At 62.9% G+C, this 13,491-nt stretch carries 13 protein-coding genes; 4 read left to right on the forward strand and 9 right to left on the reverse strand.

Features of this window, described 5'->3' with window-relative positions; all coding sequences use genetic code 11:
• The first annotated feature begins 8 nt into the window (after window positions 1–8).
• Window positions 9–1,025 (forward strand): alpha/beta hydrolase, encoded by a 1,017-nt coding sequence (locus tag OKW30_RS32830; protein ID WP_429348677.1) that lies wholly within the window; start codon window positions 9–11, stop codon window positions 1,023–1,025.
• 69 nt (window positions 1,026–1,094) lie between these two features.
• Window positions 1,095–2,525, forward strand: coding sequence for an ATP-binding protein (locus OKW30_RS32835; RefSeq protein ID WP_429348678.1), 1,431 nt, complete (start codon window positions 1,095–1,097; stop codon window positions 2,523–2,525).
• A 125-nt stretch (window positions 2,526–2,650) separates the two neighbouring features.
• Here the strand turns inward: OKW30_RS32835 and OKW30_RS32840 are convergent, their stop codons facing one another.
• The 7 genes from OKW30_RS32840 to OKW30_RS32870 form a co-directional block, all read right to left on the reverse strand.
• Window positions 2,651–4,165, reverse strand: coding sequence for an alginate export family protein (locus OKW30_RS32840; RefSeq protein ID WP_429348679.1), 1,515 nt, complete (start codon window positions 4,163–4,165; stop codon window positions 2,651–2,653).
• A gap of 92 nt (window positions 4,166–4,257) precedes the next feature.
• Window positions 4,258–4,953, reverse strand: coding sequence for a YoaK family protein (locus OKW30_RS32845; protein ID WP_429348680.1), 696 nt, complete (start codon window positions 4,951–4,953; stop codon window positions 4,258–4,260).
• Entirely contained in the window at window positions 4,950–5,864 is a 915-nt protein-coding gene (locus tag OKW30_RS32850) for a glyoxalase (RefSeq protein WP_429348681.1), read from the reverse strand. Before OKW30_RS32850 ends, OKW30_RS32845 begins: the two co-directional genes overlap by 4 nt.
• Before the next feature lie 40 nt (window positions 5,865–5,904).
• Window positions 5,905–6,351, reverse strand: coding sequence for a DoxX family protein (locus OKW30_RS32855; protein ID WP_429348682.1), 447 nt, complete (start codon window positions 6,349–6,351; stop codon window positions 5,905–5,907).
• A 1-nt stretch (window position 6,352) separates the two neighbouring features.
• Window positions 6,353–8,242 (reverse strand): amidohydrolase, encoded by a 1,890-nt coding sequence (locus OKW30_RS32860; RefSeq protein ID WP_429348683.1) that lies wholly within the window; start codon window positions 8,240–8,242, stop codon window positions 6,353–6,355.
• Between the two features lie 28 nt (window positions 8,243–8,270).
• Window positions 8,271–8,438 (reverse strand): DUF1427 family protein, encoded by a 168-nt coding sequence (locus tag OKW30_RS32865; protein WP_184062561.1) that lies wholly within the window; start codon window positions 8,436–8,438, stop codon window positions 8,271–8,273.
• 164 nt (window positions 8,439–8,602) lie between these two features.
• Window positions 8,603–9,289 (reverse strand): hydrolase, encoded by a 687-nt coding sequence (locus tag OKW30_RS32870; protein ID WP_184062562.1) that lies wholly within the window; start codon window positions 9,287–9,289, stop codon window positions 8,603–8,605.
• Between the two features lie 285 nt (window positions 9,290–9,574).
• On the opposite strand from OKW30_RS32870, the gene OKW30_RS32875 reads away from it, so the two are divergent.
• On the forward strand, window positions 9,575–9,856 hold the full coding sequence (locus OKW30_RS32875; RefSeq protein WP_184062564.1) for a XapX domain-containing protein: 282 nt from the start codon (window positions 9,575–9,577) through the stop codon (window positions 9,854–9,856).
• Between the two features lie 8 nt (window positions 9,857–9,864).
• Here the strand turns inward: OKW30_RS32875 and OKW30_RS32880 are convergent, their stop codons facing one another.
• A complete protein-coding gene (locus OKW30_RS32880; protein WP_262421684.1) occupies window positions 9,865–10,365 on the reverse strand; it encodes a hypothetical protein in 501 nt (166 codons plus the stop codon).
• A gap of 20 nt (window positions 10,366–10,385) precedes the next feature.
• Complete coding sequence (locus tag OKW30_RS32885; protein ID WP_429348684.1) at window positions 10,386–11,399, reverse strand: alpha/beta fold hydrolase; 1,014 nt, start codon at window positions 11,397–11,399, stop codon at window positions 10,386–10,388.
• A gap of 493 nt (window positions 11,400–11,892) precedes the next feature.
• Between OKW30_RS32885 and OKW30_RS32890 the strand changes: the two genes are divergently transcribed.
• The gene (locus OKW30_RS32890; protein ID WP_429348685.1) at window positions 11,893–13,473 is read left to right on the forward strand and encodes a cation:proton antiporter; all 1,581 of its coding nucleotides are present in this window, start codon (window positions 11,893–11,895) and stop codon (window positions 13,471–13,473) included.
• The last annotated feature ends 18 nt before the right edge of the window (window positions 13,474–13,491 follow it).

The following is a 13,491-nucleotide window of genomic DNA, read 5'->3' on the forward strand; positions in this document are numbered from 1 at the left end:
CGGCTTTCATGGACCACGTTCCGCCTGCAAGTACCGTCGATTCCGCGTCACCGCGTCTCGCGACGCCATGGTCGTCCCACCCAGTACTGGACCCCGAGACGCAGCAATTTCTCGATCTGGTCTCCGAAGCCGGCATGCATCCGGATTCGCTGCTCGCCGAACAGCCGTCGTTCCCCTGCCGCGCCGACAGTGACAACAGTTTCGCGGACGACTATGCCGTCACGACCGAAGCGCTGACCTTCAAGACTGGACCGACTGGCTCCGTTGACGTGCACATCGTGCGACCGGCCGGCACGCCGGGCTTACTGCCCGTCGTGCTCTACTATCCGGGCGGCGGCTGGCGCATGGCGAGCTTCGCAACCCACCGCAGGCTCGTGTCACGCCTTTCGGTTGAAGCAGAGGTGGCGGTTGTCTTCGTCTCTTGTTCGCCTGCACCTCGCGCGCTGTTTCCGACACAAAACGAAGAGGCATACGCCGCACTGCAATACGTCGCTGCAAATGCCGAAGCGCTGCAGGTCGATGCTCGCGCGATTGCGGTGGCCGGCGACGGTGCAGGCGGAAACATCGCTGCAGTCATGGCGCGATGGACGAGGGACCGGCATGGCCCGAGTCTGCACCTGCAAGTGCTGTTCTGCCCCATCCTGTCGGCAGATTCCACCACGCAGTCATATCGTCAGTTCGCGACGGGGCCCGGTATGACGGCGAGAGCGCTGGAGCGTTTTATCGAGTCGCAGTTTCCCGAGAAATCTCGGTCGCTCGCGGCGGCGATGCCGATACAGTCGAAACCCGACGAACTCGAAGACCTGCCTGCCGCACTCGTCATCACAGCAGAGAACGACATTACGCGAGATGACGCCGAAGAATATGCCCGCAAGCTCATGCGCGCCGGCGTCAGAGTCAATGCCGCTCGTTATATCGGCACGATTCATGACTTTATGGTTTTCGATGGCCTGGCTGAAACCAGTCCGACAGACGCTGCGTTCAGACACGCCAGCAGCGTTATAAAGCGCGCACTCCGGCGGTAACCGACCTGACTTCACCACTCACCGATGGCGAAGACACGCGTGTCCATTTCCCTTGCTGGAGGCGACCTTATGAAAATCGGCCGAATCGAACTCGATATGGACGCGCGACGCTTGCGGCGTGATGGCCAGGATGTGCGGCTGGGCTCGCGCGCCTTCGACCTGCTGGTGACGCTCGCCTCGGCACAGGGTCGAGTGGTGTCGAGGTCCGAGCTGATGCAGACGGTCTGGCCCGGCACCATCGTCGAAGACTGCAATATCGACGTCAACATCTCTGCGCTGCGCAAGGCGCTGGGTGATGACCGGGACCTCATCATCACGGTCGCCCGCCGTGGCTACCGGTTGGCCCCGTCTCAGGACGTACCCCCGAAATTCCGTACCGCCGCCGGTCCGCGGCCGCTCCCGCGCCGCGTCCGGAATTTCGTCGGGAGAGACGTAGTCGTCGCCAAGGCAGCCGAGGCAATGGTGGAGTCCCAGGTGCTTACGCTGACGGGCACAGGTGGTGTCGGAAAATCGAGCCTTGCACTTGAAGTCGCCTATCGGATAGTGCCGTCATGCCCGGCGACGGTGGCCTTTGTCGATCTTGCGTCCCTAGCCACGATTGACGAGGTGCTGAGTGCCATCGCGTGCGGTTGCGGCGTCGAAATGCCGGAGGAAATCGTCTCTTCCGAGTGTTTAAGAGCAGCGCTATCGAATGCGCCGTGGTTGTTGATACTCGATGGCGCGGAGCATGTCATCTCAGCTGTTGCACAAATCGTAGAAGCATTGTTGGCAGCAAGCCTGAATATCCAGTTCCTGGTTACGAGTCGGGAGCCGCTGAGGATTCGAAGTGAGACGGTCTTCAGGGTGCATCCGCTTGATGTTCCCAAACTCACGGACCGTTGCGACGAGATGCTGAACAGCCCGGCTGTCCAGCTGTTCGTCCACCATGCGCAGCAGATGCACCCGAGGTTTGTCCCTCGCATCGCTGAGATAGAGAGCATCGCAAAGATTTGTCAGCGCCTGGATGGTATTCCACTTGCAATCGAGTTGGCCGCCGGACGAGCGGAATTATTGGGCGTAGAAGGCGTGCGACGCCTGCTGAACGATGGACTGTCGTTCCTGTCCGGGGGATACCGCACTGCGACGGCGCGGCATCGCTGTCTACAGGCAGCCTTTGATGCCAGCTTCGACCTGTTGAGCGACCCGGCCCAGGCCCTGCTCGTTCAACTTTACCGGTTCGACAGACCGTTCAGCTTTGATTCGCTGCGTGGAGTCGTCAACCACATGGCAGTGACGACAGGCGGCTTGATTGAAAGCATGGATGAGCTGGTCTCGAAGTCACTTGTTAACGTCTGTTTCGACGGGCCAGAGGCGATGTATAGCCTGTTCGAATGCACCCGGGCGTACGTCTCAGAGAAGTTCCAATGCGCCTTCGACGAGCACGCCCCTAAGCGGGCAACTCAAAAATCTCTCGAAGGCGATGTTAACCTTCTCGGCAAGCTGTTAGCCTTGAGCACCTGAACAACGAGCCCCTTCGTCCATCGGGCCAGCCGTAATCAGAGCCTGAACGAGGCTGACAAATGGCGCGATCCCGGCAACGCTCCTCACGCGGCCGGGATCGCCACGAGCCTGATCGCCGACGAGTCCTACCACCCGTACTTGAGTTCGACGCCGGCGTAGTCGGCATTGCGGCCGCCCGCCTCCCGAATCGAGTTTCCCACCTGGAAGTGCACGGCTTCGACCGAACCTACCAGATTTGCCGCAATCGTCCAGTCCGCGCGCAACTGCACATACATGCCGGTCCACCGGCTGCCCTTGCCCGCCGTGCCCGGCACTGGCTGACTCGGCTGCTGGTACACGGCGTCGCCGGTCGTCTCGCGCCACTGGAAGCCCAGCGCGCCAAGCAGCGTGAGACTGGCCGAAGGCTTGAGCGTGATGGATGGTTTGATGTGGATCAGGTTCGCGTAGCCCGTATAGCCTGCGAGCGTGAAGTAATAGCCGTTCGGAAATAGCGGATTGAAGGTCTCGAGCCGCCCATCATGCGGGTGCCGGTCGCCAGAGGCAGCGTCGATCTGCAGCCCCACGCGCGGCGTCCACGGCAGGTCGAGCTTGTAACCCGCGAGCGAGCCGATCGCCCACGCGAGAACCGTACTGTTACCGACCGTTCCCGTCTGCAGCATCGCCTCGGCATCCCAATCGACGCGGCCGCGCGTGCCGAAATAATGCAGGTCCCAGACGTCGCGGTGCTCGGAACCTTGAGCGTCGAGGTATCGCGCGTTGGTGTTGTTGTAGCGCGACCAGTAGCCGGACATATCACCCGGCCCGACGGATTGGCGCTCGAAACGCACGCCGCTGAAAGTGAGATTGCGGTTCGACACGTCGTCGAACACCGTCGCGTTACGGTACTGCACGGGCTGCGTCGCGTAGGCGATAAAGCGCCACTTCTGGTATTCGTAGTCTGCCCAGATAGCATCGAACGCCTGTCGTACGTTCGGGCCATCGCGTACGGCAATGAAACGCTGCAAGTCGAATGCCATTTCCTGGCGGCCAACGCGAAACTTGAACGTACCGCCGCCGACCGCTCCGGTGTAGGCCACGAATGCCTGCTCGAGATCGAGCGGATTCTTGTCCACCGGCGTGACCACGTTCTTGCCAAACGCCCGCGCATCCACGAGTTGCACGAAAAACTGCCAGTGCTCGGCGAGATGTGCATCGGCATGCACTTCGATGCGCTGAATCAGATAAGTATCCGACTGCGCAGAGCCGATACCGAACAGCGGGGCGTCATTGGTTTCGATACGCTCACGCAGGTTCGCGCCAAGCGACAGATATGAGGCGGGGTCGCCGCCGAGCGGAATGTACTTGAGGCTGTCGAGCGGCTTGCGCGGAACGCAGGGGTTCGCAAGCACCGACCAGTCCTCCTGCCAGCGGTTGAACATCACGGCAGGACGTTTGACGTTGCACGCGTCGGTCGTTGTGGCGTCATTCGCCACCGTGCCTGTGGTCGCGCCGGCCGAGTCAGCCGCGAGGCTCGCACCTGCAACCGGTTGCGCCGCCGTATCCGCGAACGCTGCGTCGGCGCCCATCAGCAACAGCCCGGCGATGGCCGTCAAGCGCGCGGCCTTCTCGAATCGACGCCCGCGCATCGTGCCCAATACCATGGATTTCCTTGCCTGTGTCGGCTTGTGTTTGTGTTTGCCCGTCCCGCTCACGCGCCGGGCCTGAGCGGGGCGATTCCCTGCGCCGCCTGGATTCATGAGTGCCCTGGTGCGATCGCGCGCTCATGCTCTCCCGTGGTCACCGCGAGCCCGACGAGGGCGCACGCCGGCGCAAGCAGCGCCCAGAAGCCCATGTAGACCACCCCCAGTGCCCCGGCCACCGCGCTAACCGCAAACGCGACAATGGCCGGCATCATCGACCCGAAGCGCGAGCGCGCCGCGGCGCGCACACTGTCGACCGTGCCCGGCGACAGCATGTCGATCACGTCCAGAACGGCTTGCGTGACGTTGCCCGTCATTACGGTATTCGGCACGCCAGGACGCTGGATCAGGCGCGGATGCGCATTCTGCACACCCATCGCGAACGCACCCACGACGCCGGCCACGATGACAGGCAAGCTGTCGGGCCGGCTGACCGGCGTCGCCCATACGCCGGCGAGGCAAAAGCCGACGATCAGCACGGCCTGCACCGCATAGAGCAGGCGTGCGCCCTGACGCGCATGCCCCTGCGAGAGCCAACGCACGAGCAGGCTGCTGAGAACGACCCCACCGATAAACGCGGGGAACACGATCAGCTTGAGCAGAACGCCCTGCCCCGAGCCGGCGATGCCGGCGCCAATCAACACGAAGTTGCCCGTCACGTGTGCGGTGAACAGACCGAACAGTGCAACGAAGCTCAGCGTGTCGACAAAGCCGGCGATCGCGGCAAGGATCGTGTCCTCGGACTTCATTGCGCCGCGCCTGCGTGAATTTCGGCGATATAGCCGCCCGGGAACTGCACGACCGCGGCATCACGCCCGGCCGAGGTGAACGGCGGCACCAGCACATTGACGCCAGCGGCCTTCGCCTTTTGAAGCGTATCGGCCAGATTCGGTACTTCGTACCCGGTCACTTCGCGCCCGAACGGGTAAGGCAGATGACCGTCCGTCACGAGCACGGTCATCTTGCCGAACGGCGATTCGATTCGAATGCGGCGATAGGTGTCGTCAGGTCTGCCGATCTCGACACCCGGCGCCTTCAGATCATCGGACACCACCTTGCCGTGCGAGAATTTGACGAAATCGTGAACCAGCTTGTGCACGCTTTGCGGCGACACGTAGACCCGATTCTCGGGAATGGTCTGCAGCTTGTCGTAGTGCGGGGCCTCGGTGTGCCAGTAGAGCTGCATGTTGGTACCACCCGGCCACGTGATGATCGCATCGCGGCCGATCGGGTCGGGGAACGTATCGACGATCACATCGGCACCGAGTGCACGCGCCGACTTCACCGCCGCGTCCATATCCGTCACGAGGTAGCCCGTGCGCTCCGCGCCGAAGGGATACGGCATGGGCGTCTTGAAGCCGAACACGGAGATCGTGCCTGCCGGGGTAAATACGAGCTGCGACATCGTCTGACTCGGTGTCGGCGTGACCTGGAACACACCCTGCTTCGACTTGCTGCCGCCGAACGTCGCCGCGAAGCTGTCGGTGAAGCGGTCGAAGTCCTCTGGTGCCACGTATACGTGCGTCGTGTCGTACTGCGGACCGACTGCGACCGACGGCGCTTCGACCGGCGCTACGGGCGGCTTCGCGAAAGAAACGGGCGCGGCGACGAGACCGCCCGCGATCATCAGGGCAACTAAGGCAGTGCGAATTGCTTTCATAGCGGAATTTCCTTGATATTTCATCGTACTGATCAATCGGTCAGGCGCGGTTCTCGCCGGCCGGACGCTGCGAATCGCCGAGCAGGATCGCGAGCACGAGCCCCGCGATCAGTCCCAGATGCTCGAAAAAACTGTTGAGCGCCATGAAGCGCTCGACACCGGCATGGTTCCAGAAGTCGTTGGCAACCAGCATCGCGACGACGGTCAGCATGCCGAGGCCGCCTGCGCCGATCCACGTGAAGCGGCGCAATACCACGCATAGCGAGCCGACGATCTCGACCGCCACCGCGAGCGCTGCCCAGAGGGCGGCCGGGTGCAGGCCGAAATGCGCCTGCTCCGCAATCGCGCCCTCGAAGTTCAGCGCTTTGGTGACACCGCCGATGAGGTAGGCGGACACGAGCGCAAGGCGCACGAGCGGCCCAACCCACGGCTGCGATAGCAGCGCGCGAACCCATGCGGGGTTGCTGCTGCCGTTCCATATCGCCATGTCAGATCGCCCAGCAAGCGCAGCCGAATGCGCCCCAGAAGCCCTTTGCGTCCGAAGTCGGCAATGCACTGGCCCAGGCGCTCGCATGTGCATGGCCGTGCACATCGCAGGCGCTCGCGCAGGCGCACATCGCCGCGGCAGCGGCGCGGCCGAGCGGCGCGCCCTCGCGCTGCGTAGCGCCCCAGCCGCCATAGCCGCCGTATTGGCGCACCGGCGACCAGTCCGGCATTGCAGGCGGGATTGGCTGATCGTGTTGCGAGAATGGGCCCGCGCCCCAGACGATCTTTCCGCCGACCACCGTGAGCAATGCGGTGGTGCCGGCAATGTCGTCCTCCGCGCACGAGAAGAAGTCGCGGTCCGGAACCATGAGGTCGGCGAGCTGCCCGGGCACCATGCGCCCTTTCTTGCCCTCTTCGTTCGAGAACCAGGTGACGTACTCCGTCCACATGCGCAGCGCGGTATCGCGATCGAGCAGGTTACGTTGCGGATACATCCGCAGACCGCCAACTGTCTTGCCGCTCACGAGCCATGCGAGCGACACCCACGGGTTGTACGACGCGACGCGCGTCGCATCGGTGCCGGCCGAGACCTTGATGCCCTTCTCGAGCATTCTCGCGACGGGCGGCGTGGCTTGTGCCGCTTGCGCGCCATAGCGCTCGACGAAATACTCGCCCTGATAGGCCATGCGATGCTGAACCGCGATGCCGCCACCCAGCGCCGCAATGCGATCCATCGATCGCTCGGAAACGGTTTCCGCGTGGTCGAAGAACCAGTTGATTCCGTCGAGCGGAATATCCTTGTTGACCTTCTCGAACACATCGAGCGCACGGCTGATGGTTTCGTCATAGGTCGCATGCAGGCGCCACGGCCAGCGGTTCTGTGCGAGTACCCGCACCACGCCTTCGAGTTCGCCTTCCATTCCGGGCGGCAGTTCGGGGCGCGCCACGCGGAAGTCCTCGAAGTCGGCCGCCGAAAACACCAGCATTTCACCCGCACCGTTGTGGCGGAAGTAGTCCGAACCATCGTGATACTTGACCGAGCCGGTCCAGTTCACGAAGTCTTCCTTTTCGGCCTTCGGCTTTTGCGTGAAGAGGTTGTATGCGATGCGCACCGTCATCTCGCCCGCATCATGGAGCTTGCGGATGACTTCGTAATCGTCCGGGTAGTTCTGCGAGCCGCCGCCGGCATCGATCGCGCCGGTCACGCCAAGGCGGTTGAGTTCGCGCATGAAATGACGCGTCGAATTGTATTGATACTCCAGCGGCAGCTTCGGGCCTTTCGCGAGTGTCGCGTAGAGGATCGACGCATTGGGGTTCGCCAGCAGCAGCCCGGTGGGATTGCCCGCGCTGTCGCGCATGATCGTGCCGCCCGGCGGCTCCGGCGTATCCTTCGTGTAGCCCACCACGCGCAATGCGGCGGCATTGAGCAGCGCCCGGTCGTACAGATGCAGGATGAAGACCGGCGTATCCGGCGCGACGGCGTTCAACTCATCGAGCGTCGGCAGCCGCTTCTCTTCGAATTGGTGCTCGGTGAAGCCGCCGACCACGCGCACCCATTGCGGCGCGGGCGTGATCGCAACCTGCTGCCTGAGCATCTCCATGGCAACGGCGAGCGAGCGCACGCCGTCCCAGCGCAGCTCCATGTTGTAGTTCAGACCGCCGCGGATCAAATGCAGGTGATTGTCGATGAGGCCTGGCAGCACCGGCCGGCCACCGAGATCGATAACTTTGGTTGCGCGGCCCGCGAGCGGCATGACGTCGGTATCGCTGCCGACCGCGACGAAGCGGCCATCGGCAATCGCCACGGCACTGGCGATCGGGTTCGAACGATCCAGCGTGGTGAACCGTCCATTGTGCAAAATGAGATCGGGATGGGTAACGGTTGCGCTCATTTGCGTTTCCTCGTTTCTATCAGTTCGATTAAAAGCCCAACAACTGCCTCAGGGATGGAACGGCCTGTGCGCCGATCAACATGCCAAGCAGGCCGATGAGGGCAACGAGCGGGGGCGCGGGCGAGCGGACCTTGATCACGCTGTAGATCACGCCTATCAGCATCCCTGCACCGAGGGACACCAGATAAGATTCCATACGATCAGTCTCTCCGTGAGATTGGAATGCTGATGCGAGACCTCGCGGTTCAACCCGAGTACCTCGCGGGGAATGCACTGCAGCGCAGCGACCGGCAGACCGCGTGCGCTGCCGCCGACTTCACGCGGAGCGCATCGCCCCGCTTTCGGCGATCGCGGAGGCGATCAGCGTGCCGGTACAGCCGGCAGCACCTCGTGCGGCGTAGCCGTGCGCTGCGCTGCCTTATGGACCATCGTGTACGCGTAGTCGACGCCCATGCCGTACGCGCCCGAATGTTCCTTCGCGATCGCCATCACGGCGTCGTAGGTCGCGCGGTGAGCCCAGTCACGCTGCCATTCGAGCAGGACCTGCTGCCACGTGACGGGCACGGCGCCCGCCTGGACCATGCGCTGCATCGCGAAGTCGTGCGCGTCTTTCGACGTGCCCCCCGATGCGTCGGCCACCATGTAGATCTCGTAGTCACCTTCGAGCATGGCGCAGAGCGCGAACGTCGTGTTGCAGACCTCGGTCCACAGACCCGCCACGACCACCTTCTTGCGTCCGTTCGCGGCGAGCGCGTCGCGTACCTTCTGGTCGTCCCACGAATTCATCGACGTGCGTTCGAGCACCTTGTGCTCGGGGAACACGTCGAGCAGTTCCGGATACGTGTAACCCGAGAAGCTTTGCGACTCGACCGTGGTGATCGTGGTCGGAACGTTGAACACCTTGGCCGCCTTGGCCAGACCGACGACGTTGTTCTTCAGCACCTGGCGGTCGATCGACTGAACGCCGAACGCCATTTGCGGTTGGTGATCGATGATGATCAGTTGGCTGTTCTGAGGAGTGAGAACTTCGAGTTTCGAATCGTTCATGACGGGTAGGTCCTTTGAACCGGAGAGAGGAGGAAGCCGCCATGCCGGCATGACCGGCAGGCGTCCAATGTGCATTGGCGCTGGGCAATTCGACATCCAGCTCCGGTTATTTGACACGCAAGGACAGAGCAGCAACAACTAAAAAGGGATTAAATTTTATTGCCCAAAGAATTAATCTTAAAAGCTCTTAATTGGTATTTTCTTAATCCAGAGTAGCCGGTAGTCTTTCCACGAATTCGCTGGGTAGATCCTGTAACGGGACAGGTCGTCAATGAGACTCGCACTATGAAACCGTATATCCTTTCCTTGTTGGCCGGCATCCTTGCCGGGGTCGTCTACGGTGCGATCGGCGTGCAATCGCCGGCCCCGCCCACCATTGCGCTGACGGGCCTGCTCGGCATGCTGGCCGGCGAGCAGATACTTCCCCTCGCACGCAGGGTGCTCTCCGGTTACAAGTTGGGTGCCGCATGGCGCGAGGCGAAATGCAGCCAGCACATGTTCGGCTCGCTGCCGGGCGCTCAAGGCTCCAACGCGGCCGCAAGGGACCAGCAGTCATCCTCATTCTGAGCGGCGCTTCACCGAAGCCGCGGCAAATTCGAGGCGGTTGTCTTCACAGCGGTCTTGCTGCGGCGGAGCAGCTTGACCTGGGACTGCGCGATGTCACTCCATGTCTGCTCCGCTCGACGCACGGCGCAATCAAACGACTCGTCTTCCACCGTGCAGCGACCGTCTACCGTGATCAGCCACCCCTTGCGCGTACGCGTGCAACTCACGCGTCCGTCTTCCATGAGGTCGGCGTACCAGCGCCAGACACGCGCATCGTCAGCGTTCGCACGAACGGCGGCAGCGAGACGCGCGATCTCGAGGCTATGCGGGTGCGAGCCTTGCAGTTTCAAACCCATTTCATTCCCTTTTCGAAGCCACTCAAAACTGGCCGCCAGGAGCAAGAGGCCTGTTTCGCGTTCGTTCGTATGGTGGTCGCGATAGGCATCGAGCTGAGGCGACGCGCGCCTGAAAGTCCTTGTGACAAGCTGAAGCGTTCTGAACAGACGCGCGTTGCCTCGCAGGCGCGTCACGCCGATCTCGTCGTAGCGCCTCAGGACTTGAGGAACGCGAGCAGGTCCGCATTGACCTGATCGACGTGCGTGCTGCACATGCCGTGCGGCGCGCCCTTGTACACCTTGAGCGTCGCGTTCTTGACGATCTTCGCCGAGAGCTTCGCCGAATCGTCGATCGGCACGATCTGGTCGTCGTCGCCGTGCAGGATCAGCGTGGGCACGCTGATCTTCTTGAGGTCGTCGGTGTAGTCGACTTCAGAGAATTGCTTGATGCACTCATACTGGCCTTTGATCGAACCGGCCATGCCCTGGCGCCAGAAGTCCTGCAGGAGGCCCTGCGAGACTTTCGCGTCGGGGCGGTTGAAGCCGTAGAACGGCGTGGCCAGATCCAGATAGAACTGCGAGCGGTTCGCCGCCACGCCCGCGCGGATGGTGTCGAACACCGACATCGGCAGACCGTTCGGATTGTTCGCAGACTTGACCATTTGCGGCGGCACTGCGCCGATCAGCACGGCCTTCGCCACGCGCTTTTCGCCATGGCGGCCGATGTAATGCGCCACCTCGCCGCCGCCCGTGGAATGGCCCACGAGCATCGCGCCCTTCACGTCGAGCGCGCCCTTCACGTCGAGCGCGTCCAGCACAGCCGCGAGATCGTCGGCGTAGGTGTTCATGTCGTTGCCCTCGGACGGCTGGCCCGAACGGCCGTGGCCGCGGCGGTCGTGCGCGATCACCCGGTAGCCCTGATTCACCAGGAAGAGCATCTGCGCGTCCCACGCGTCAGCAGAGAGCGGCCAGCCGTGCGAGAAGACGACCGGCATGCCCGTGCCCCAGTCCTTGAAGAAGATCTGCGTGCCGTCCTTCGCGCTCACGTAGTTGCCGCCGTGATGATGCGAGGCGCCGTGCGTATGCGCCGAGCCGCCCGTCACGGACGCGGCTGCGTTCGCGGACAGGCTCGACATGGCTGCCACGGCGCCGGCCATGCCCGCACTTGCCGAAAGCAGCCTGCGGCGGGACGCCGAAGGCCTGGTCGAATCGATTTGCTGGGTGTTCATGCTAGATCTCCGTCGTTGCATCGCCGCGCGCGGGCGTGGCGACGACCTTGCGTGTTGAGATGGATAGCGATGCGGCGAGGAGTGAGAACTCGCTGAATAGCGCCACATGCCGGCAGGCACTCTAATGATGCAAGCGACCAAAGTCCTTGGCGCAAACTGAAAAGTCCTGAAATGAAGCCGCAATGCCTTTGCGCCCAGCGAGGCGCAAAAGCTTTAGCCACGATTCGGCACCGTTGTCGCGCTCACGCACGCCCCCAAAGCTCGGTCGAACGGATATCTCGCATGCGCCAGAGATTAAATATTCTTAATCAGACTCTGCCTGATTCCAGACGAACCTATACTTTTTCCGCGAGCCTTTCGCGTAGTTCCTGTCACGCCACGTTCACCAACCAAGACTCGCATCATGAATCCGTACATCCCTTCGCTGCTTGCCGGTACTCTCGCCGGGGTCGTCTACGGTCTGATCGACGTGCAATCCCCGGGCTTCTAGCGGATGAACAACGTCGAGTTTTTTCATTACCTCCTGCTGTTGATCTGCGGAGCGGGCGCCCTGACGTGGCTCGCGCAGCGCATCGCGATCCCGCCTGCCGTCGTTCTGCTGCTCGGCGGCTGTGTGATCGCAGTCGCCGGCAGGCGCGTACCCGACGTGGACCCGAACCTGCTGCTCGCGGCCGTGCTGCCGCCGCTGCTGATGTCGAGTTCGTTCTATACGGCGTGGAAGGAATTCCAACGCGGCATCGGCACGATCGTTTCGCTCGTGCTCGGGGCCGTGACATTCACCACCGTCGCCGTGGCCGTCGCCGTGCATGCCTTCAACCCGAACCTGCCATGGGCGGCGTGCTTCACGCTCGGTGCGATCGTCTCGCCGCCCGACGCGGTCGCCGCCAAAGCGATCCTTCAGCGCCACCCGCTACCCGCCAGGCTCGTGGCCGTGCTGGAAGGCGAAAGCCTCGTGAACGACGCGTCGGGCCTGCTGCTCTATCAGATGGCGGTCTCGGCAGCGCTAGCCGCGACGATCACGGCCACGAGCGGATCGGTGCTGTTCTTTACGCTTACCCTGATCGGCATCGCGGTCGGCATCGTGTGCGGCCAGGCCATGTGTTGGGTGCTGCCGCGTCTGGGCGATCCGATGCTCGGCATCGTCGTGACCTTCGTTATGGCGTGGGCCAGCTACGGTATCGCGGAGGCCGTCGGCGGATCGGGTGTGCTGTCCGTCGTGACCTGCGGTCTCGTGCTCGGCATCCGCCAGCATCGGGTATTCGACGCCGATATGCGCATAAAAGCCAAGGCGACCTGGGAAGCGGTCGTGTTCGTGCTCGAGGCGCTGGTCTTCATCCTGATCGGCCTCACACTGCATGCACTCCTCTCACGGGTGAATCACGAATCGGCCGTGTTGACGGCCGGGCTGCGTGTCGCGTTGCCGGCAACTGCGGCAGCCATCGTTGCGCGCCTCGCGTGGGTGTTCGCTGCGATCTGGCTGCCCGACCAGATACGCGCGAAACGTTCGGGCCGCGAGCCGTGGAGCTTCAAGGAAGCGGTTGTGCTCGGCTGGGCGGGTATGCGCGGCGTCGTCAGTCTGGCGGCCGCAATCGCGCTGCCAGACAATTTCCCCGGCCGCGACCTGATCGTCTTCAGCACATTTCTGCTGATCATCGCGACGCTTGTCGTGCAGGGCGGCAGCCTCGCGCCGCTCATCCGGCTGCTGAAACTGCGCCCGACAGCCCGTCACACCATGTCCGAGCATGAGGCGCGCGCCCATGCGTTCGGCGCCTCTCTCGCTGCGCTCGAGGAAATCGACGAGCGCTCGTCCGGCATCGAACGCGCGACGTTCGAGCGGCTGCTAGCCGAATACCGGATTCGCGTCACCGCGAACGAAAGCGCATACCAGTTGGGTGCGGACCGGATCGAACACCGTGCGCACTTCCTGGGTGTCGAACTCGAACTCGTTGGCGTGTCGCGTGAGGCATTGCTCGGCCTGCATCGCGACGGCAAGGTGGACGACGCGGTCCTGCATCGCATCGAATCCGAACTTGATTTCGAGGAGCTGCGGCTGTTGCGGCTGCTCGAACCGTGACGGCTTGCCTCCACGTCC

This window comes from Paraburkholderia sp. Clong3 (assembly GCF_050436485.1).
Taxonomy (GTDB): Bacteria; Pseudomonadota; Gammaproteobacteria; order Burkholderiales; family Burkholderiaceae; genus Paraburkholderia; species Paraburkholderia tuberum.